At 71.4% G+C, this 21,329-nt stretch carries 16 protein-coding genes; 5 read left to right on the top strand and 11 right to left on the bottom strand.

The features are described 5' to 3' along the window. From ACWFR4_RS21640 to glgB, 3 genes are all read left to right on the top strand, one after another. Positions 1-233: alpha-glucosidase C-terminal domain-containing protein (locus ACWFR4_RS21640; RefSeq protein WP_453654020.1), on the top strand; the 233-nt coding region annotated here is incomplete at its 5' end. A gap of 55 nt (positions 234-288) precedes the next feature. Next, positions 289-1,659: a maltokinase N-terminal cap-like domain-containing protein gene (locus ACWFR4_RS21635; RefSeq protein ID WP_453469626.1), complete on the top strand. Its 1,371-nt coding sequence runs from the start codon at positions 289-291 to the stop codon at positions 1,657-1,659. Between the two features lie 65 nt (positions 1,660-1,724). Next, a complete protein-coding gene (gene glgB / locus ACWFR4_RS21630; protein ID WP_453654018.1) occupies positions 1,725-3,989 on the top strand; it encodes a 1,4-alpha-glucan branching enzyme in 2,265 nt (754 codons plus the stop codon). 14 nt (positions 3,990-4,003) lie between these two features. Here the strand turns inward: glgB and ACWFR4_RS21625 are convergent, their stop codons facing one another. From ACWFR4_RS21625 to ACWFR4_RS21595, 7 genes are all read right to left on the bottom strand, one after another. Then, positions 4,004-6,313 (bottom strand): arylsulfatase, encoded by a 2,310-nt coding sequence (locus tag ACWFR4_RS21625; RefSeq protein WP_453654016.1) that lies wholly within the window; start codon positions 6,311-6,313, stop codon positions 4,004-4,006. 54 nt (positions 6,314-6,367) lie between these two features. Further along, positions 6,368-8,203: an ABC transporter ATP-binding protein gene (locus ACWFR4_RS21620; RefSeq protein WP_453467260.1), complete on the bottom strand. Its 1,836-nt coding sequence runs from the start codon at positions 8,201-8,203 to the stop codon at positions 6,368-6,370. Beyond that, entirely contained in the window at positions 8,200-9,054 is an 855-nt protein-coding gene (locus ACWFR4_RS21615; protein ID WP_453467262.1) for an ABC transporter permease, read from the bottom strand. Before ACWFR4_RS21615 ends, ACWFR4_RS21620 begins: the two co-directional genes overlap by 4 nt. Positions 9,055-9,059: 5 nt before the next feature. Continuing rightward, positions 9,060-10,004 carry an ABC transporter permease gene (locus ACWFR4_RS21610; protein WP_453467264.1) on the bottom strand — a complete coding sequence of 315 codons (945 nt, stop codon included), beginning with the start codon at positions 10,002-10,004 and terminating at the stop codon, positions 9,060-9,062. 1 nt (position 10,005) lies between these two features. Further along, complete coding sequence (locus tag ACWFR4_RS21605) at positions 10,006-11,601, bottom strand: ABC transporter substrate-binding protein (RefSeq protein ID WP_453654014.1); 1,596 nt, start codon at positions 11,599-11,601, stop codon at positions 10,006-10,008. A 397-nt stretch (positions 11,602-11,998) separates the two neighbouring features. Beyond that, positions 11,999-12,070 carry a putative leader peptide gene (locus ACWFR4_RS21600; protein ID WP_389531111.1) on the bottom strand — a complete coding sequence of 24 codons (72 nt, stop codon included), beginning with the start codon at positions 12,068-12,070 and terminating at the stop codon, positions 11,999-12,001. A gap of 76 nt (positions 12,071-12,146) precedes the next feature. Next, the gene (locus ACWFR4_RS21595; RefSeq protein WP_453467267.1) at positions 12,147-13,376 is read right to left on the bottom strand and encodes an ROK family protein; all 1,230 of its coding nucleotides are present in this window, start codon (positions 13,374-13,376) and stop codon (positions 12,147-12,149) included. Between the two features lie 564 nt (positions 13,377-13,940). Between ACWFR4_RS21595 and ACWFR4_RS21590 the strand changes: the two genes are divergently transcribed. Next, positions 13,941-14,906 (top strand): TauD/TfdA dioxygenase family protein, encoded by a 966-nt coding sequence (locus tag ACWFR4_RS21590; RefSeq protein WP_453467269.1) that lies wholly within the window; start codon positions 13,941-13,943, stop codon positions 14,904-14,906. Positions 14,907-15,012: 106 nt separating this feature from the next. Here the strand turns inward: ACWFR4_RS21590 and ACWFR4_RS21585 are convergent, their stop codons facing one another. The 4 genes from ACWFR4_RS21585 to ACWFR4_RS21570 form a co-directional block, all read right to left on the bottom strand. After that, positions 15,013-16,176, bottom strand: a complete 1,164-nt coding sequence (locus ACWFR4_RS21585) for a pentapeptide repeat-containing protein (RefSeq protein WP_453469908.1) — start codon at positions 16,174-16,176, stop codon at positions 15,013-15,015. Between the two features lie 68 nt (positions 16,177-16,244). Further along, on the bottom strand, positions 16,245-16,964 hold the full coding sequence (locus ACWFR4_RS21580) for a FadR/GntR family transcriptional regulator (RefSeq protein WP_453654012.1): 720 nt from the start codon (positions 16,962-16,964) through the stop codon (positions 16,245-16,247). Between the two features lie 112 nt (positions 16,965-17,076). Beyond that, complete coding sequence (locus tag ACWFR4_RS21575) at positions 17,077-18,030, bottom strand: dihydrodipicolinate synthase family protein (protein WP_453654010.1); 954 nt, start codon at positions 18,028-18,030, stop codon at positions 17,077-17,079. 33 nt (positions 18,031-18,063) lie between these two features. Next, complete coding sequence (locus ACWFR4_RS21570) at positions 18,064-19,812, bottom strand: IlvD/Edd family dehydratase (RefSeq protein ID WP_453654008.1); 1,749 nt, start codon at positions 19,810-19,812, stop codon at positions 18,064-18,066. A 168-nt stretch (positions 19,813-19,980) separates the two neighbouring features. Between ACWFR4_RS21570 and ACWFR4_RS21565 the strand changes: the two genes are divergently transcribed. Continuing rightward, on the top strand, positions 19,981-21,288 hold the full coding sequence (locus ACWFR4_RS21565) for an MFS transporter (RefSeq protein WP_453654006.1): 1,308 nt from the start codon (positions 19,981-19,983) through the stop codon (positions 21,286-21,288). The last annotated feature ends 41 nt before the right edge of the window (positions 21,289-21,329 follow it).

The following is a 21,329-nucleotide window of genomic DNA, read 5'->3' as shown; positions in this document are numbered from 1 at the left end:
CCCCCCGATCAGGGGAAGAAGGGGACGACCTCGTCCTGTGCGTGCACAACTTCTCGCGCTTCGCCCAGCCCACCGAACTCGACCTCCAGGCCTTCGACGGCCGCCACCCGGTCGAGCTGATCGGTGGCGTCCGCTTCCCCGCCATCGGCCGACTCCCGTACCTGCTGACCCTCGCGGGCCACGGCTTCTACTGGTTCCGGCTCCGCAAGGAAGCCGTCAGCACCACGTGGTGACCGGCGGCCCCACGCCCCTGGGACCGTCTGTCCGCCCTCGAAAGGAGTCGTCGCCATGCCCAAGGCCGCACTGCAGAGTCCGACCGGCGTCAGCCCCTCTCTGCTGCTGAACTCACTCGCCGGTCTGCTCCACGAATGGCTGCCGCGGCAGCGCTGGTTCGCCGGCAAGGGCCGGCCCGTCACCGGGCTGACCCTGGCCTCGATGACCGAGCTGCACCCGGGCTGCCTGCACCTGCTGGTGCGCGCCGAGCACGCCGAGCAGGCGACCCGCTCCGGCTCGGGCACGCCCCCGGCCGACAATCTCTACCAACTCCTGCTCGGCGTACGGGAGATGCTGCCGCCCGCTCTCGCACCCGCCTTCATCGGCCGCGCGACCGAGGGCCCGCTGACCGGCCTCATGGTGTACGACGCCCTCCAGGAGCCCCGCTCGGCCGGGCTGCTCCTCGAGCGGCTGCGCCACCCGGGCGCGGCGGGCCCCCTTCGCTTCGAACGCGACCCGCAGGTCACCGTGCCCGCCGGGCTCACGCCACGCGTGCTCGACGCCGAGCAGTCCAACACGTCGCTGGTGTACGGGGATTCGTACATCCTGAAGGTCTTCAGGCGTGTGCAGGCCGGCGTCAACCCGGATCTGGAGGTGCCGCAGGCGCTCGCCCGGCAGGGCTGCACCCGCGTGCCGGGAACCATCGCCTGGTTCCGCACCTCGCAGCCGCAGCAGGCGACACTCGGCGTCCTCCAGCCGTTCCTGCCCGACGCGGACGACGGCTGGACCCTCGCGCTCCGGTCGCTCTCCTCCGGCAGGGACTTCACCGACGAGGCGTACGAACTGGGACGGGCGACCGCCGAGGTCCATCTCGCGCTGACGGCGGCTTTCCCCGTCGCCGCACCTGAGCCCCACCGCAACCGGCGCCTCGCCGCGGCGATGACCGAGCGCCTCGACTCCACGGCCCGCTCCGTGCCCGCCCTGCTCCCGCACGTGGCGGGGCTGCGGTCCGCGTTCGACGCGTTCGCACTCGTCGACTCGGCGCGGCCCGCGCAGCGCATCCACGGCGACCTCCATCTGGGGCAGGTGCTGTGGTCGGGGCGGCAGTGGTTCGTCATCGACTTCGAGGGCGAGCCCGCCCGCCCGCTCGCCGAACGCCGCCACGCGCAGTCCCCCGTACGCGATGTCGCGGGCATGCTCCGCTCCTTCGACTACGCCGCCCGCACCCGCCTGCCCTGGCGGCCGGAGTGGTCGCTGCGCTGCCGGGACGCCTACTGCGCCGGCTACGCGGCCGAATCGAAGTCGGACCCGCGGGAAGAACCCGACCTGCTCCGCGCGTACGAGACGGACCGGGCCCTTTACGAAGTGCTGTACGAGGCACGGCACCGGCCCGACTGGCTGCCCGTGCCGATGGCGGCGATCAGCCGCCTCGCCGAACCCCGCTGAACCAGGCGGCGGCAACCCCGCCGTCCGCCTGCCGAATCCCCATCCCGCCCCGAGGAGACAAAACCGTGGCAGCTCGCAAGACTCCCGCCCCCAAGACTGCCGGCCTGCCCGGCAAGTCCCGCCCCGGTCGCCTCACCGTTCTGCCCGCCCCCGCGCTGGACGGGGCGGACCGCGGACGTCTCCTGTGGGGTGAGCATCACGACCCGCACTCCCTGCTGGGCGCGCACCCGGTGGACGGCGGTGTCGCGTTCCGGGTGCTGCGGCCGTACGCCCAGGCCGTCGCCGTGTCGGTCGAGGGCCGGCGCGTGGAGCTGCGCGACGAGGGTGACGGTCTGTTCACCGCGGTGCTGCCGCTCGACGCGATTCCCGCGTACACGCTGCTCGTGACGTACGACGGGGACGAGAGGGAGGTCGAGGACCCCTATCGGTTCCTGCCCGCGCTCGGGGAGTTCGACCTGCATCTGATCGGCGAGGGGCGGCACGAGGAGCTGTGGACCGCTCTCGGCGCCCAGCCGATGACGCACGAAGGGGTCGCGGGCACCCGGTTCACGGTGTGGGCGCCCAACGCCCGGGGCGTGCGCGTCTGCGGTGACTTCTGCGCCTGGGACGGCACCGCGTTCCCGATGCGGTCGCTCGGTTCGTCGGGCGTGTGGGAGCTGTTCCTGCCGGGCATCGGCGAGGGAACGCTGTACAAATTCGACATCGCCCGCCCCGACGGTTCGCACACCGTGCGCGCGGACCCGCTGGCCCGGCGCACCGAGGTGCCGCCCGCGACCGCGTCCGTCGTGACGGAGTCGTCCCACGCGTGGGGGGACGCGGCGTGGATGGAGCGGCGTGGGCAGCGGCCGGTGCACGAGGCGCCCTTCTCGGTGTACGAGGTGCATCTGCCGTCGTGGCGCCCGGGACTGAACTATCGCCAGCTCGCCGACCAGCTCGCCTCCTATGTGAGCGATCTGGGCTTCACCCACGTCGAGTTCATGCCGGTGGCGGAGCATCCCTTCGGCGGGTCGTGGGGCTACCAGGTCACCGGCTTCTACGCCCCGACGTCCCGCATGGGTTCCCCCGACGACTTCCGCCACCTCGTCGACACCCTGCACCAGGCGGGGATCGGCGTGATCGTGGACTGGGTGCCGGCCCACTTCCCGAAGGACGACTGGGCGCTGGCGGGCTTCGACGGCACCGCCCTGTACGAGCCGCAGGACCCGCGCCGCGCCGAGCACCCCGACTGGGGCACCCTCGAGTTCGACTACGGCCGCAAGGAGGTCCGCAACTTCCTGGTGGCCAACGCCGTGTACTGGTGCGAGGAGTTCCACATCGACGGCCTGCGGGTCGACGCCGTGGCCTCCATGCTCTACCTGGACTACTCGCGCGAGGAAGGCCAGTGGTCGCCGAACGAGCACGGCGGCCGCGAGAACCTCGACGCCGTGGCCTTCCTCCAGGAGATGAACGCGACGGTGTACCGGCGCTGCCCGGGTGTCGTCACCATCGCCGAGGAGTCGACCGCGTGGGACGGCGTCACGCGGCAGACCCACCACATCGGCCCCGACGGTTTCGGAGGCCTCGGCTTCGGTCTGAAGTGGAACATGGGGTGGAGCCATGACTCGCTCGCGTACATCGTGCACGAGCCCGTGCACCGCAAGTACCACCACAACGAGCTGACGTTCTCGATGGTGTACGCCTACAGCGAGAACTACCTCCTTCCCCTCTCGCACGACGAAGTGGTGCACGGCAAGCGCGCCCTCGTGTCGAAGATGCCCGGCGACTGGTGGCAGCGGCGCGCCGACCACCGCGCGTACCTGGGCTTCATGTGGGCCCACCCCGGCAAGCAACTCCTGTTCATGGGGCAGGAGTTCGCCCAGGGAGCCGAGTGGTCGGAGGCGCACGGCCCGGAATGGTGGCTCCTCGACCCGGCCTACGTCGCCGAGGCGGACCACCGTGGAGTCCTCGACCTGGTGCGTGACCTCAACCACGAGTACGCGGCCGCTCCTGCCCTCTGGGAACGAGACACCACGCCCGCCGGGTTCTCGTGGATCACGGCGGACGCGGCCGACGACAACGTCCTCGCGTTCCTGCGGTTCGCGGCGGACGGCACTCCTCTGCTGGCCGTGTGCAACTTCTCCCCGGCGGTCCGCGAGGACTACCGGCTCGGCGTGCCCGACTCGGTCCCCGGCTGGTCCGAGGTCCTGAACACGGACGCGGCGCGGTACGGCGGCGGCGACAACGTCAACTCCGGTGTCCTCAAGCCGGGCCCGGAACCGAGCCACGGCCGGCCCGTCTCACTCCGTCTGACGGTGCCGCCACTGGCGACGGTGTGGCTGCGTCCGGCCTGAGGACCGTCGGGACGTCACTCGAAGGCCGCCGCCGCCTCACGAAGGGCGGCGGCCACGGCCGCCGGGGAGTCGGGCGCGGCCGCTCCCGGGAGGTAGGTCACGGACCTGAGTCGCCCCGTGTGGCGAAAGCTGCCATGGCGCTCGTGCACCGGCCAGGACACCGGCGACTTGCGGTCGACGCCGACGCTGATGCCCTGGAACGGCGCCATGCCGATGAGCTGGTGCACGCTGTCCGGCGCGGTGCGCTCCACACCGTCGACGGCGACCGAGAACCGCCAGCGCAGACCCTTCTCGGCGGTCGCGGCGACGGTGATCTCGTGCGGCCCCTCCGGCACCGGCCCCGCGTCGGTCTCGTGCAGCACGCCGTACTCGTTGTACGCGAAGTGCAGCCGGCCGTCCTCCGCGTAGAGGACGTAGCCGCCGCCCTGGTCCCCGTGCGAGACGAGGACGCCCTCGCCCGGCGCGTCCACGGCCACCGCGATGTCGAAGGACCGGAACGAGATGAGCCGTGAGGAGCGGTAGCGCTCGAGTTCGGGGGTACCGGGCAGCAGGGTGAGAGGACGGGCAAGGCGCTCCTCGGCCGGGTTGCGGCGGGCGAGCGCGCCGCTTCCGTCGGGCAGCGGGAAGACTCCGTTGCGCCAGGCCGCGCTCTCCCATGCGGCCGACAGTTCCTTCACCAGTTCCGGGTGCCGGGCGGCGAGGTCGTGGATCTCGGTGGGATCGGCGCGGATGTCGTAGAGGGCCCACTCGGAGTCGTCGTAGGGCGAGCCGGGGCGGTGCAGGGTGACGAGCTTGTGGCCGTCGCGGTAGTAGCTGCGGTTGCCGGTCATCTCGCAGTACTGCTCGGCGTGGGTGGAGGCATGGGCGGGGTCGGCCAGTACGGGGGTGAAGCTGACGCCGTCCAGTTCCTGGAGCGGCACCCCGGCGCGTCTCTCCGGGCGGGCGATCCCGGCGAGTGCGAGGAGGGTGGGGGCGATGTCGGTGACGTACTGGTACTGCGGTCGCACGCCCTGGGTGAGCCGGCCGTCACGGATCCCCTCGGGCCAGGACAGCACGAAGGGCACGCGGACACCGCCCGCGTAGGTGTGTCCCTTGTAGAGGCGAAAGGGGGTGTTGGAGGCCATGCCCCAGCCGCGTGGGTAGTGGACGAGGCTGCGGGGACCGCCGATGAGTTCGGGGTCGCGGTCGACGTCCGGGGTCCAGTCGGTGGGGAGCTGGGGGTGGTGGACGAAGCGGCTGAAGTACGAGCGGGTGCCTTCGAGGCCGCCCTCGCCGGTGCCGCCGTTGTCCGAGGTGAACACGATGATGGTGTTGTCGAGTTCGCCGAGCGCGTCGAGGGTGTCGGTGAGGCGGCCGAGGTTCTGGTCGATGTTGTCGACCATCGCCGCGTAGACCTCCATGTAGCGTGCGTACAGCCGCTGTTGGTCCGGCGTGAGCGAGTCCCAGGCGGGTACGTCGAGTCCGGCCTCGCTGTTGCGCTCGGGCAGTTCGGTGCCGGGCGGGAAGAGACCGGCTGCGAGCTGAGCGGCGAACCGACGGTCGCGCAGCGCGTCCCAGCCGTCGTCGTAGTGCCCGCGGTGGCGGGCGATGTCCTCCTCCTTGGCCTGGAGCGGGCCGTGGACCGCGTTGTGCGCGAGGTAGAGGAAGAACGGCTTGTCCGGGTCGTGAGCCCGCAGCGACTTCACCATGGAGATGGCACGGTCGGTGATGTCGTCGGTGTAGTAGTAGCCCTCGGGCAGCTCGTCGATGTCGAGAGGACTGTTGTCGCACACCAGTTGATGCGGGTGGAAGAGGCTGGTGAGCCCTTCGAGGACACCGTAGTACCGGTCGAAGCCCTTCTGGAGCGGCCAGTTGCCTCGGTCGTCGGCGGCGTTGGACGCCGAGTCGCGGACCAGGTGCCACTTCCCGACGGCGTACGTCGCATAGCCGGAGTCATGCAGCAGTTCGGCGAGGGTGGGGATGTCGTCGGCGATCTCCATCCCGTACCCGGGGAAGCCCGGGTCGGAGTTGGCGACCATCGCGTAGCCCACGCGGTGCGGGTTGAGACCGGTGAGAAGGGCGGCCCGGGCGGGCGAACACAGCGGCATCGTGTGGTAGTTGGTCAGCCGCACACCCTGTCCAGCCAGCTCGTCGAGGACCGGGGTGCCGATCTCGGATCCGAAGGGGCCGATGTCGCTGTAGCCCATGTCGTCGACGAGTACGACGACGATGTTCGGGGCCCGGTCCGGCGCGGTGCGGCGCGGCGGCCAGGCGGGCTCCGAGTCGGCGAAGGTGCGCCCGACACGTCCGGGGAAACCGTCGTAGGGGTCGCGGCGGGTGCTCATGATGTCTCCGTGGGCGGGGTGGTCGGGTCGGTCAGGTCGTCGTGCGGTGGGCGGTCATACGGGCGCTCCCACGGGCACGGGGTGTGGTGCTGCCGCGAGCAGGGAGCGGGTGTACGGGTCACGGGGCCGCTCGCACACCTCGTCCGCGCTGCCGCTCTCGACGATGCGGCCCTCGTGCATCACGGCGATCCGGTGGCTGACCTGCCGGACCACCGCCAGGTCGTGGGCGATGAAGACGAGTGCGAGGCCCAGGTCACGCTGGAGGTCACAGAGCAGGTTGACGATCTGGGCCTGCACCGAGACATCGAGCGCGGAGACGGGCTCGTCGCAGATGAGGACGGATGGCGTGGGCGCCAACGCCCGTGCGATACCGATACGTTGGCGCTGACCGCCGGAGAACGACCGCGGGTGGCGGTCCGCGGCCGAGGGGTCGAGTCCTACCTGGCGCAGCAGGTCCGCGACGCGGTCCCGGCGCCGGTCGCGGTCTCCGAGGGCGAACGCGACGAGCGGCTCGGCGATGATCTCCCCCACCGTCATACGGGGGTTGAGGGACGCGTACGGGTCCTGGAAGACCATCTGCACCTCGCGCCGCACCGCGTGCAGGGCCTTGCGCGCGGGGTGGGTGACGTCGTCGCCGCGCAGCCGCAGCGTTCCGCCGTCCGCCGGATGGGCGTGCGCAAGGACGCGGGCGAGCGTGGACTTCCCCGAGCCGGACTCTCCGACGATGCCGAGTGTCTCCCCCTCGGCGAGGGTGAGCGAGACCGCGTCGAGCGCGGTGAAGCGGCGTGTGCGCGCGCCTGCGCCGCCGCGCCCCCGGTAGACCTTGCTGATGTTCTCGGCTTCGAGGACCACCGCCCCGGGGGCGGGCCGTTCGATGCGCTCAGGGCGGGCGGGCCCCGGCAGCGGCCGCGAGCCCTCTGCGGCGGGCCAGCACGCCACGCGTCCCCCTCCGGCCGCCTCGGTCAGAGGTGGTGCGCTGACGCCGCAGCGGTCCTCGGCCAGGGCGCACCGGTCGGCGAAGGCGCACCCGGCGCCGAGGAGCGCCAGGTCGGGCGGGCTGCCGGGGATACCCGTGAGCCGGGTGCCGGACGGAGCCGACAGCCGGGGTACCGCGGCGAGGAGCCCTGCGGTGTACGGGTGCCGTGGCCGGGTGAGTACCTCGGCGGTCGGCCCGTCCTCGACGACGGTACCGCCGTACATCACCAGGACGCGTTCGCAGGCGCGGGCCACCACGCCCATGTTGTGCGTGATCAGGACGAGTGCCGTTCCGGTCTCCTCGTTGAGCTGGGCGAGGAGGGTCAGGATCTGGTCCTGGACGGTGGCGTCGAGGGCGGTGGTCGGCTCGTCGGCGATGAGTACGTCGGGCTCGTTGGCCAGGGCCATCGCGATGAGGATGCGCTGGCGCTGGCCGCCGGAGAACTGGTGCGGGTGGTCGTCGAGCCGGCGGCCCGGCTCGGGGATGCCGACCAGGTCGAGGAGTTCGCCCGCGCGGGCGCGGCGGGCCTTTCGGTCGCCCGCTCCGTGGGCGCGCAGCACCTCGTCCAGGTGCTGCCCGGCCGTGAGCACCGGGTTGAGGGCCGTCATCGGGTCCTGGAAGATCATGCCGATCCGTGCGCCGCGGACGGTGCGCAGCTCGTCGGGCCCGGCCGAGGCGAGGTCCCGGCCGTCGAGGCGTACGGTCCCGCCCGTGACGCGTCCGGTGCCGGGCAGCATCCGGGTCAGGGCGAGCGCGGTGGTGGACTTGCCGGATCCGGACTCGCCGACGACGGCGAGGGTCTCGCCGCGGCGCAGGGTGAACGAGACGTCGTGGACCGCGCGCAGCGGATCTCCGTCGGGTCCGGTGAACTCGACGCCGAGGTCCCGGACTTCGAGCAGATCGGTCGTCGTCATCGGCGTATCTCCCGGTTGAGCGCCTCGGCTATCAGGGAGAGGCCGAGGACAAGAGCGGTCACGGTGATCAGGGGGCCGGCCGCGAAGTCGGGGGCCTGTGCGAGGTAGGGCACCGATTGGCTGAGGACGCCGCCGAGGGTGGGTTCCGGAGGGCGTACGCCCACGCCGAGAAAGCTCATGGCGCCTTCGATGAAGACAGCGACCGTGAGCGAGACGGCGATCTGCACGACGAGCGGGTCGGTGGCATTCGGCAGGATGTGCCGGACGAGGACGCGGGTGCGTGAGGTGCCGCCGACCCGCGCGGCGACCACGTATTCGCGCTCTCTCTGTACCAGGATCCCGCCGCGCAGCAGCCGTCCGAACACGGGGATCTCGGCGAGCGCGATCACCAGGACGACGGGGAGCCGTCCCGGGCCGAGGATGGCGGTGACGGCGAGGGCGAGGATCAGCCCGGGGAAGGCGAGAACCAGGTCGAAGGCGCGCTGGACGACGGTGTCGGCGACCGGGTGCGCGGCGGCGAGCAGGGCGAGGACACAGCCTGCGAGGGCGCCCAGCGGCACGGCGACAGCGATGATGCCCAGGTCGGCGCGGATGCCGTAGAGGACACGGCTGAGCAGGTCACGACCGAGGTCGTCGGTGCCGAGCGGATGGCCGGGTGTGCCGAACGGCCGGAGCCCGTCGGCGCTCTGGTCGGTGGGGCCGTGGCCGGTCAGGAGGGGTGCGAGCAGTCCGGCGAGGACGACCACGGCGACGAGCGCGATGCCGAGGCGGCCCCGGAGGGTGCCGAGTGCGACCAGGTACGGGCTGCGGGCGCGGGGCGGGCGGCGTGCGGGGAGCGGGGTGGTGTTCATGGCGGTCACTCCCACCTGATCCGGGGGTCGAGCCAGGCGTACACGGCGTCGGTGAGCAGCTGGACGAGGACGAAGACGGTGACGAGGAGCAGCAGCAGATCCTGGACGACGGGGTAGTCGCGGCGGGTGAGGCCCGCTTCCGCGAGCTGCCCGAGGCCCGGCCAGGCGAAGATCGCTTCGACGAGTACCGCGCCACCGAGAAGGTGGCCGGTCTGCATGCCGAGCAGGGTGACCACGGGCGGCAGCGCGTTGGGCATGGCATGCCGCCACAGCAGGCGGCGGGGCGTGACGCCGGCGGCGGTGGCGGTGCGCACGTAGTCCTCGGCGAGGGTGCGCTCGATGCCGTCCTTGAGGTAGCGCCCGAGGACGGCGGCGCTGGGCAGAGCGAGGCACAGCGAGGGCAGGAGGAGGTACTGCACACCGAGGTCGGGGGCGCTCAGGACCGGCACGCGGCCGCCCGGCGGAAGAACGCCGAGGGTCACGGCGAAGACGAGGACGAGCAGGACGCCGGTGACGAACGGCGGCACGGCCAGGGCGCCGGTGGTGGCGACGCGGACCAAGGCCCGGACCCAGCGGCGGCGTGAGGTGGCGCCGAGGACCCCGAAGGCCGTGCCGAGCAGGATCACGAACAGCAGGGCACCCACGGTGAGTTCGACGGTGGCGCCGAGTCCGTCGCGGATGAGGTCGGCGGTGTCGCCGCCGATCGCGTACGACGGCCCGAGGTCACCGCGCGCGAGGTCGCCGATCCAGCTTGTGTACTGCGTGAACAGCGGTTCGTTCAGGCCGAGTCGGTCGCGGATGGCGACGACGGTCGCGGCGCTCGCGTCAGGTCCCGCGAGGGAACTGGCCGGGTCGCCCGGGACCAGGCGCAGGATCGCGAAGATGAGGAAGGAGGCGAGCAGGAGGACGAGGAGGGCGGACGGCAGCCGCCTGAGGAGATAGCTGCGCATGTCAGACCAGGTACGCGTCGTCGAGGTTGAGATACGAGAACTTGTTGAGGGTGACGCCGTGCAGCTTCTTGCTCGCGACCTGCACCCGGCCCCGGATGGCGAGGTCGATGATGAAGGCCTGGTCGAGCAGGATGCCGGAGATCTTCCGGTACTGCGCGTTGGCCGCGGCACCGGCCGTGTCCCTGGTGGTCCACGCCTCGCGCACCACGTTGGTGTACGCGGCGGAGCGGTACTTGGAGGTGTTCTTGGCCTCGTTGAAGGGATAGGCGCTCACCGCGAGGGTGGACGGCTGGACCTGGGCGAAGCCGTGGGACATGGTCCACAGCGCCGGCATGTCCTGCGAGATGAGCCTCTTCTGGGCGGTGGCGGGGTCGGTGGGCTGGAGTTCGACGGCGATGCCGACCTGCTTCAGGTCGTACTGGACCGATTCGGCGATGGCGGTCTCGCCGGGCAGGCTGAGGTGCAGCAGCGGGAGCCGGAGCTTGTTCAGGCCGGCGGACTTCAGGAGCCGGCGGGCCTTCGCGGGGTTGTGTGTGTAGTGGGTGCGGCCGGCTTCGGTGAAGGCGGGCGACGACCTGGGCCAGGGTGCGGCGGATGCCAGTCCGTAGCCGCCGAGCGTCTGATCGACGATGCGCTCACGATCGAGTGCCCAGGCGACGGCCTGACGGACCGTCTTGTCGTCGAGCGGCGCGACGGTGGTGTTGACGCCTACGTAGGCGGCGCCGTCACCGGTGTCGTAGCTCGTGATCGTGAGGTCCGGGTTGCCCTTGACTGCGGCGAGGCTCTTGCCGGGGACCTGGTAGGAGAGCTGGGACTGGCCCGAGCGCAACGAGGAGACCAGCGTGTCGGCCTGGGCCATGACGCGCAGTTCGACGCCCTCCAGGTACGGACGGCCGGGCTGCCAATACGCGTCATGGCGGACGAGGCTCAGGCCCGAGCCGGGGCTCCACTTCTTCAGCTTGAACGGCCCGGTGCCGTTGAGCTTCGTGCCCTTGACCGCGTCCTCGACGGAGTGCCGATCCGTGATGATCATGAATTCGAAGAGGTCGAAGAGGTTGGCCACGGGGTGCGCCAGCTTGAGCACCACCTCGTGGTCCCCGCGCTTCTCGAATCCACTCACGGCAAGCGCGGTCGCTCTCAACTGCGCTGCCCTCACCGGGTTCTGAAGGTTCTTCACCGCGAAGATCACGTCGTCGGCCGTGAACTTCCGCCCGTCGTGGTAGGTCACGTCGTCGCGCAGTTTCAGGGTGATGCCGCGGCCGTCCGCGGCGTAGTCCCAGGAGGTGGCGAGTTCGGGCTGCGGCTTCAGGTCGTCGTCGTAGCGCGTGAGCGTGTTGTAGAGGAGCCGGTGCTGGTACGACTGCGAGCTCTGCGCGAACAGCAGGCTGGGCGTGAAGTCGGTGTTGACGGCGACGGAGAGTGTGCCACCGCGCCTGGGTTGCGAACGTGCCTCCTTTGCCGAGGAGTTGGCGTCGGATACCGCGGAGCGGCAGCCGGTCAGACCGCCGAGCCCGAGCATCAGGGCGCCGGCGCCTGCGGCCCGCAAGGTGCCGCGGCGGGAGACGTCTGGGGGCGTGAACGGGTACTGCTCGGTCATCGAGGCCTGCCTGTGAAGGGGAGGGACGGTGAGGGAGGGATCGCGTCGCGTCGCGCCGCCGTGCTCCGGCCCGGTTCTGACGTGGCCGAGCCATGGCGGGGCCCACCGGCGCCGGATCGCCGACCCGGTCGGGTCACCAACGGGTCCGGGTCACCAACGCGTTCGGGTCGCCGAAAGCATCAGGTCGCCGCTCGGGCCGGGCACGACGAAGCGCCGGATTCTTTCCGCTGCGGCAGGAATTAATGACCGCCGCGGCGGCTCAGGAGCCGCGTCTGCCAGGGGAGAGCCGGGACGTGCGAGAAGGGAGAGCGCGCGATGCCGTCCGTGCTCGGGCACGGTCGAGGAGCGCGGAGAAGCGAGCGGAAGTCAGCTCGGGCGCACGGGGGTCGGTCCCGCGTCAAAGGCTGACGGCACAGACCGCGCTGGCCTGTCGACAGAGGTCGACGTGCCTGCGGGAGACGAGGCGCATGTCCGGATTCACGGGAGCAATATGGCAGTGGCTCGCAGGAGTGGTCAACCGGTCATGTCCGAATCCTGGACCTGGGTCAGCCACGCGCCGCCACGGACGGACGCGGGCCGAAGGCCTGTAGAGGGCTTCTGAACAGGGGATTCAGGAGAACCGTCCCGGCCGCGACCGGCAGGACACCAGGTCCGGCATGTGGACTGACGATACGTTCGGGATCGTCGCAGACGTGGGAGAGGTCGACCGCGGCGCCCCGGATCTCTTCCAGGTAGTCGGGGTCGAGAAGGCTCGACTGCTCGGTCACCACGACGAGATCCGGGTTCAGCACGTCGAGGAGCAGAGCCGTCGCGCGGCCCACCGCCCTGGCCCGCTCACGCAGGAGCCGGTCGGCCCGTCGGTCACCGGCCGCGGCGGCATCCACCACCAGCGACGCGTCGGGTTCCGGGACGATGCCGCGCCGCAGGGCCACCTGGCCGAGAACCGTGTTCGACGCGGTCGCCTCCAGGCAGCCCGTGCGCCCGCACGGGCAGGGCGCCGTGGAGTCGGGCACCGGCAGATGCGCCACATCACCGGCGCCCGAACCGGGCCCTTGGTGCACCACCCCGGCGATGCCGAGCGCCGCGTCGACGACGTTGCCCACGAACAGGTGCACCAGGCTGCGGCGTGCGGCGGGCCTGCCGAAGAGGATCTCGGACTGCGCGATGGCACGGGCGTGGTTGTCGAGCCGCACCTCGAGACCGCCGAGCCCGCGGGCGAGTTCGGCGGCGAGGGGCCTGCGGTGCCAGCCGAGCGCATCGTGCCGCACGACCGTCCCCTCCCCCGGGTCGACCCAGCCGCCCACGGCCGCGCCCACTCCCAGCAGCGGCCGGTCGCGCACGGTGCGTTCCAGGAACTCCCGTAACCCGCACGCGACTTGACCCGGCAGGTCTTCCGGTTCGATCCCGTCGTGCGTGAACATGTGCCTGGCAAGCACCTGGCCGCGCAGGTCCACGACTCCGAAGGTCGACAGGGGAACGCCCAGGTGAACCCCGCCCGCCACGGGTCCCCCGGCCGCGCCCGTGTGCAGGTCGACGGGGATCTGCGGCCGGCCCACCGTGCCGCCCGCCGCCAGTTCCGGCAGTTCGCGGACCAGGCCGAGCCGGGCCAGGTCGGTGCACTGACGCGACACGGCGGCGGGGCTCAGGCCGCAGAGCCGGGCGATCCCGCTGCGGGCCACGGGGCCATGGCCGAGCACCGTGCGCAGAACGGTCGCGGCGTTGGCTTCGCGCCGGCCGTCGCCCGCCATGCGCGGGCCGGGGGTGGCGAACGTCATCGTGTCCCTCTCGGTGCGGTTCCGCCGGCGGCGACGGCGGCAACATTGCGGTGGCGTGAATTCGCGCGGGGCGCCCGATGCCCTCCGGTGCGCCCCACGCACGCGAGTGGCACCGATGGGCGGCCCGCGCGGAACTCCGCTGGTCACATAGGGTTCGACATGAGGCGGAGCACAGGGCGCCGCCTGGTGCGCAGGCGCCGATTCAACCATCAGGCGTCGCGGTGACGGGACCCGGACCGCGCTTGACGGTGCCTCTCCGCCGCTGCGACTCTCCGAACCATGTCCGCGACGTCCGCTCCCACGTCACGGCCCGTCGATGCCCGGCGCGATGCGCCGGTGGCGTGTACGGGCCGCTGTCCGGCGACCTTCCGCATCTGACGCACACCACGTCTGGCGCGACACCACGTCTGACGGTCATCACGCACATCGTCCGAGGCAGACCTGCACCCTCAGACCTCACCCGTAGTGGCTGTGCGCTGCCGCCCCAATTACTTCCGCTCCAAGGCCAATTGGCCGCGACGGTCGCCGACCGCGTCCTTCGCGCCTCCCGAAAGGACTTCCACCATGACCTCCGCACCCGCCACCGACACCCGCCCCGCCCAGGACTCCGACGACCCCGGCATCACGGTCGAGAAGGTCGGCGGCCGGCTCGGCGCCGTCATCTCCGGCGTTCGCCTCGGCGGCGACCTCCCGCCCGCGACAGTCGCTGCCGTCCGCTCCGCACTGCTGCGCCACAAGGTCGTCTTCTTCCGTGGCCAGGACCACCTGGACGAGGACAGCCACGAAGCGTTCGGCCGGCTCCTCGGCACGCCGGTCGCCCACCCCACCGTCCCGTCCGTGGACGGCCGTTACTCGTTCCCGATCGACTCGGACCACGGCGGACGCGCCAACCAGTGGCACACGGATGTCACCTTCGTACCCGCCTATCCGGCGTTCTCCATCCTGCGCGCCGTGACCGTGCCGCCCTACGGCGGCAACACCCTGTGGGCCAACACGGCCACCGCCTACGCGCATCTGCCCGAGTCGCTGCGCGCGCTCGCCGACGGTCTGCGCGCCGTGCACTCGAACGACTACGACTACGCGGCGCTGCGCCCCGACGCCGTGCCGGAGCAGCTCGAGCGGTTCCGTGAGGTGTTCGCGTCGACCAAGTTCCTCACCGAACACCCGGTGGTCCGCGTGCACCCGGAGACCGGTGAGCGCGTGCTGCTGCTCGGCAACTTCGTGCAGCGCGTCGCCGGGCTGACCGGCCGGGACTCGCGCGCGCTCGTCGACCTGTTCCAGTCGCACATCGAGCGCCCCGAGAACACGGTGCGCTGGCAGTGGCGGGCGGGGGACGTAGCCATCTGGGACAACCGCGCCACTCAGCACTACGGCGTGGACGACTCCGACGACCACGAGCGCAAGCTGCGCCGGGTGACGATCGACGGTGACGTGCCCATGGGCGTCGACGGCCGTTCCTCGGTGCTCCTGTCCCCGGAATCAGTACCGGACCCGGCGTTCGGCATCGCTTCGGGGAACTCGGCCGCGTAGGGCCTGCCGGCCCGAGGTTCGCATTCACCGTGGGTTCCCGTGATGCTCACCGGCCATCGGTGAGCATCACGTTGTGGGGTGCGATCCCCGACGCAGCCCCGTGGAGTCACCGAGTGGACCGCAGCGGCGGTGCCGGCCACGTCATCGTCGGTGGCTGGAGCAAGGGCGAGGGCTCGGGGCCGGGGTCATCGGTGTCGACGACGCCGGCGGCCGAGGGGTCGAAGCCGGCGGGCCAGCGCGTCTGCTCGCTGGCCACGGCGCCGGTCAGGCGTGCTTCGACAAGGTCGGCGGTTGTCAGGTCGGTGCCGCGCAGGTCGGTCATGCGCAGGTCGGCGTGGCGGAACACCGCACCGTGGGCGTCGGCCTTGCGCAGATTCGCCTCACGCAGGTCGGTCTCGGTGAAGTCGGCGTCACGCAAGTCGGTCTCGACCAGCTTCGCGCCCCGCAGGTCGGCCAGAGTGCAGCGAGCCCGGCGGAGAATCGCAGTCGTGAGGTCGGCGTGCCGCAGGTTGACCGAGATCAGGGACGCCTGGGTCAGATTGGCACGGTACAGGCCCGCCGCCTCCAGGCAGGCGCGGTCGAGGTTGACCTCGGGGAACCACAGGCCGTCGCAGTCGGCCCGTCGCAAGTCGGTGCTGCTGACATTGACCCAGGACTGCTCCCGGTGCTGGCACAGGACGCCCAGCGCGGTCAGCGCCACCTGGGCGTCGGCTGCGCGGGTCTCCAGGGGTGCGATGTCGTTGATGGGTACGTCCGCCGCCGGCGATTCCGGCCCGGTGAGCGGCCAGGGCAGGTGCGTACGCAGATATGCGGCCTGGATGGAGATGATGGCCTCCCGATCGCGAGCCGACTGCTCCGCGATCCGCCACAGCGCGTGCAACCCGCCGATACGCACGTCCAGCTTGTCGCTGCCGAGCTGGTCGACCGCCCGGCTGAACCGGTCGGTCACGTAGCCCTCCTGGGTGGCGCGCAAACCGTCCTGGCTCACCCGCAGTTGCCGCCACGTCGCGTAGGCGCCGAAGAGTACGACGAGACCGCCGACCGCCTGCAGAAGCGCCGTACGGACATCGTTCACCGCCTTCAGGCGGTCTTGCGCGGCGACGCTCGCCCCGGCGAGATCGTGGTCGACCACCGCCCCCGGCAGCACGACGAACACCGCGCCGAGAACGGCCAGCCCCGCTGCCCCGGCCAGTAGCGCTGCGGCTCCACGACGTCTGATCAACCGGTCGAGCCACGCCTGGCGCCCGTTGCCCTGTTCCCCCGTCCTCATGAGCATGAGAGCCTAGGCGCCGCCCAGTAAGCGATCAAGCGATCAAGGGGACTGGTGGCGCGTCCCCCTCAGACCCCGTACCCGCAGGATCCGCCCGCCAGTAGGTCTTCGACCTCGCTGTGGGCGGCGTTGACGATGACCGTCACCGCTTGCGCCGCTTGCGCCGAGCGGCCCGCGGCCACCGCTTCGGCCACCTCCTGGTGGCGGCGCACTGCCGCCATGTCGATGTCGTGCGGCATCAGGGACAGCTCGCGGCGGGCCACCAGGAGTTCCTCCGTCACCTCCGCGAGCTGGGCGAACATGCCGTTGCCCGATGCGCCGAGCAGCGCTCGGTGGAAGGCCGCGTCCGCCTCGACGAAGCCGGCGCTGTCGCCGGCCCGGGCCGCGCTCGCCATGGCGCGGGCGTGCTCCGACAGCGCCTGCCGGGCCTTGGCGTCACCGCTCGCCGCGGCGAGGGCCGCCGCGGAGGGCTCCACCGCGGCGCGCAGCTCGGCCAGTTCGCGCAGCTGGACCTCGCGCCGGGGCGAGGCGAGGCGCCAGCGGATGACCTGGGGGTCGTAGAGGTTCCACTCGGGCATCGGCCGGACCGTGATGCCGATGCGCGGCCGGCTGGTCACCGCCCGCTTGGACTCGAGCACTCGGACGGCCTCGCGCGCGACCGTGCGCGAGACGCCGTACCGCTCCTGGACGTCCTCCAGGCGCAGGACCTCTCCGGCGCGGATCTCGTCCGCCGCGAGGGACAGGCCGATCCGGTCGACCACCTGCCCGTGCAGGCCCTGAAGTTCCACGCCACTCCCTGTGTCGTCGTGTGCATCGTGTGCCGGTGATCCCGCCCGGTGCGTTGTCGATTGTCACACCTCCGGCGGGAATCGGAGCACCAGGTGTGACGTGCCCGCGGCATCATCGCAGCAGCTCAGGCACCATTTCGGCGAACTCGGCACAGAACCGGTCGATCGTGGCGACCTCCTCGCTGTCCAGGGTGTGCCCGGGTGCCCGGCAGTGCGCGGAGCCGAACCAGCCGCGGCGCACGGAGGTCTCCTTCTCCGCCGCGACGATCAGCTCGACGCCCTGCATCCAGTAGGAGAGGTACGGCGTCATACGGGTGTGCAGGGCGACGGCGCCGGTCTCGTCGCCGCGCTCCCAGCGGCGCCACAGCTCCACGTACAACTCCGTGAAGGAGCAGCCCGGTTGGACGCCGACCGCGCCGCGGCGCAGGGCGTCGGGGAGCTGGAGACCGGCGTATCCGACCAGGGCGGGCAGCGGGCGCTCTCCCTGGGCCAGTGCCGCGATGAGGCGTCCGGGCGGGGCCGACTCGACCTTCACCCAGCGGAGGTTGGGGTGTTCCGCGGCGAGGGTGTGCAGGGTGGGTGCGTCCAGTGCGGTGCCTGTCTGGGCGGGGGCGTACTGGACGACGACGGGCAGCGGGTCCACGGCGGCGAGCACCGCCCGTACGTGGGTGAGCACGGCGTCCCGTGAGGGGCCGAGGAAGTGCGGCGGCAGGACGTTGACCGCGTCGGCCCCGCGCTCGGCGGCGCTGACGGCCTGGGCGACGGCGTGCCGGGTGGCGTGGTCGGGGACGGACACGATCGCGGCGGCGTCCGACCGGCCGCGCGTGCGCTCCAGGAGGAGACCGGTGAGCAGGTCCCGCTCGCCCGCGTCGAGCTTGTGGAACTCGCTCGCGAAGCCCGGGAACATCACGGAGCCGACGCCGGTGGCTAGGACGCGGTCGACGACCGTGGCGAAGCCGTCGGGGTCGAGGGCGCCGTCGTCGCGGAAGGGGACTTCGAGTACGGGTGAGACACCGCGAACGAGGGAGTCGACGTCCTTCGTCAACTTCTTCGAGTCTTTCGTCAACTTCTCTGATTCTCCGCCATTCATGACGGATCCTCAGAACGCTTGACGGGGCGGGGCGGAGTCGCTCGCGCCGACCAGGAAGTCGAGGTCGACGCCGGTGTCGGCCTGGGTGACGTGCTGGGTGTAGAGGTAGGTCCAGCCGCGGTCGGCGGGCGGCGCCGGCGGCTGCCACTCGCTGCGGCGCCGCTCCAGTTCGGCGTCCTCGACCAGTACGTCGAGGCGTCGCGCGGGCACGTCGAGGCATACGTCGTCCCCCGTGCGTACGAGGGCGAGCGGGCCGCCGACCGCGGCCTCGGGCGCGACGTGCAGGACGCAGGTGCCGAAGGCGGTGCCGGACATGCGGGCGTCGGAGATGCGAACCATGTCGCGCACCCCGGCGTCCAGGAGCTTCTTCGGGAGCTGGAGGTTGCCGACCTCGGGCATACCGGGGTAGCCCTTGGGGCCGGTGTTGCGGACGATGAGGACGGTGTCGGCCGTGACGTCCAGGTCGGGGTCCTCGGCGACGGCGAGGTAGTCCTCCAGCGAGTCGAAGACGAGCGCGGGGCCGGTGTGGCTGAGCAGCTTCGCGTCGGCGGCCGACTGCTTGATGACGGCTCCGTTCGGGGCGAGGTTGCCGCGCAGGACGGCGGTCCCGGTGCCGGCGGGCTGCACCGGGCGGTCCATGGGGCGGATCACCTCGCGGTCGTGGACCTGTGCGCCCTCGCAGTTGTCGACGAGGCCGCGTCCCGTGACGGTGACCGTGTCGCGGTGGAGCTGGTCGCGCAGGTCGTTGACGAGCGCGGGCAGTCCGCCGGCGTACGCGAACTCCTCCATGAGGAAGCGCCCCGACGGCATCAGGTCGATGAGCAGCGGGAGTTCGGCGCCGAGACGGTCGAAGTCGTCGAGGGCGAGCGGCACACCGAGGCGGCCCGCGATGGCGAGGAGGTGGACGACGGCGTTGGTGGAGCCGCCGATGGCCGCGTTGATCCGGATGGCGTTCTCGAAGGCGGCGCGCGTCATGATGCGCCCCGGGGTGAGGTCGCTGCCGGCGAGTGCGACGGCGCGGGCGCCGGTCTCCTCGGCGAGGGTGCCGCGGCGTGCGTCGACCGCGGGCAGGCCCGAGCCGCCGGGGAGCATCATGCCGAGGGCCTCGGTCAGACACGCCATGGTGGAGGCGGTGCCCATCGTCATGCAGTGACCGGCGCTGCGGTTGAGGGAGCTCTCGAACTCGGTGAACTCCTCCTGGGTGATGGTCCCGGCCCGCAGTTCCTCGGTCATGCGCCAGATGTCCGTGCCGGAGCCGACGTTGCGGCCCTGGAAGCGCCCGTTGAGCATCGGGCCGCCGGTGAAGACGATCGCGGGGACGCCCGCGCTCGCGGCACCCATGAGGGCGGCGGGGGTGGTCTTGTCGCAGCCGGTGAGCAGGACGACGGCGTCCAGGGGGTTGGCCCGTATCTGTTCCTCGATCTCCATCGCGGCGAGGTTGCGGTAGAGCATCGAGGTGGGGCGCAGGAACGGCTCGCCGAGGGACATGGCGGGGAATTCGAGGGGGAAGCCGCCGGCCTGGAGGACGCCTCGCTTGACGGCGTCCGCGATGAGCTGGAGGTGGCCGTTGCAGGGCGTCAGTTCGGAGAAGGTGTTGCAGATGCCGATGACCGGGCGGCCGTCGAAGTTGTGACCGCCGCGGCCCATCGCGCGCAGATGGTGGCGGGAGATGAAGCCGTTCTTGCCGCCGTCGCCGAACCAGGCGCGGGAGCGCAGCGGCGCCTCGCTGTCGGCGGGCGTGGGTTCGAGCGCGGCCATGTGTGGTCCTTCCGGTGCGATGCCGGGGCCGTGACCGCGGCCGTGATCAAGCCGTGTCCGACGCACCCCTTCAATGGTGCTATCAAATCACGATACGGTCCCGGCGTGTCCAGAGGATCGACGCGGATCCGGCACGAACGACGTGGGAGAGCCGTGGAATCGACAGTCATGAAAGCGGTGACCTGGCGGCTGATGCCGTTCCTGGTCCTGCTGTATCTGGTGGCGTACATAGACCGGTCGAACGTCGGCTTCGCCAAGCTGACGCTCCAGGACCAACTCAGCCTGTCGAACGCCGCGTTCACCTTCGGCCAGGTCGCGTTCTTCATCGCGTACGCGATCTTCGAGGTGCCCAGCAACGTCTTCCTCGACCGCTTCGGCGCGCGCCGCTGGTTCACCCGCATCATGCTCAGCTGGGGCGTGGTGACCGTACTGACGGCGCTGGTCGGCAACGACTGGCAGTTCTACACCGCGCGCTTCCTGCTCGGCGTCGCCGAGGCCGGCTTCTACCCGGGAGTCCTCTACTACCTCACCAAGTGGTACCCGTACCGCTACCGGGCGCGCATGACCGGCTGGTTCATGATGTCCGCGCCGCTCGCCTTCATCATCGGCAACCCCGTGATGGGCGCGCTCGACGACCTCGACGGCACGTTCGGGCTCGAAGGCTGGCAGTGGATCTTCATCGCGACGGGCGTGCCGGCGATCGTGCTCGGCTTCGTCACCCTGCGGCTCCTGCCCGACGGTCCCGAAGGTGTGCGCTGGCTCGCGGCCGAGGAGCGGGCCTGGATCGCCGGTGAACTCGCGGCCGAGGCCGATGCGTTGGGCGAGCGCGGACACGGCAGTCCGCTGCGCGCCCTGCGCGACAAGCGCGTGGTCCTGCTGTCGCTCTTCTACCTGTGCTTCCCACTGGGCGCCTATGGGCTGAGCTTCTGGCTGCCGACGATCGTCGACGGTTTCGGCGGCCTCTCCACGACGGCAACCGGCTTCATCACCGCCGTCCCGTACGTCTTCGTCGCCATCGGCCTGTACGTCGTGCCGAAACTCGCCGATCGCAGCGGCACCCGCTACCCGTGGATCGCGGGCACCGCCGCCCTCGGCGCCCTCGGCCTCGCGGCCAGCGCCCTGACCGGCAACCATGTGCTGCAGATGGCCTTCATCAGCGTGGCGGCGATGTGCATCTTCGCGGGACAGCCGGTGCTGTGGTCGCTCCCCTCACGGTTCCTGACGGGAATTCAGGCGGCCTCCGGCATCGCGGTGATCAACGCCGTGGGCAATCTGGGCGGCGGCTTCGGGCCGATGGGGATCGGCGTGGTCGTCGACCGCACGGGGTCGGCCGTGGGCGGCCTGTGGTTCCTGGTCGCCGCCATGGTCATCGCGGCCGTCGCCACGCCGGGGATCCGGCGGCTCGTCGAGGGCGGGCCCGTGGTCGCCCACGCGCCCGACACGTCGGCCACGCCCCAGGGGCGTACGAAGGTCTGAACGCGGTGCGGGCGACGGGACGCGGTGGGGACGACAGGACG

This window comes from Streptomyces sp. NPDC055140 (genome assembly GCF_053607285.1).
This window is presented reverse-complemented; position numbering and strand designations above follow the sequence as displayed.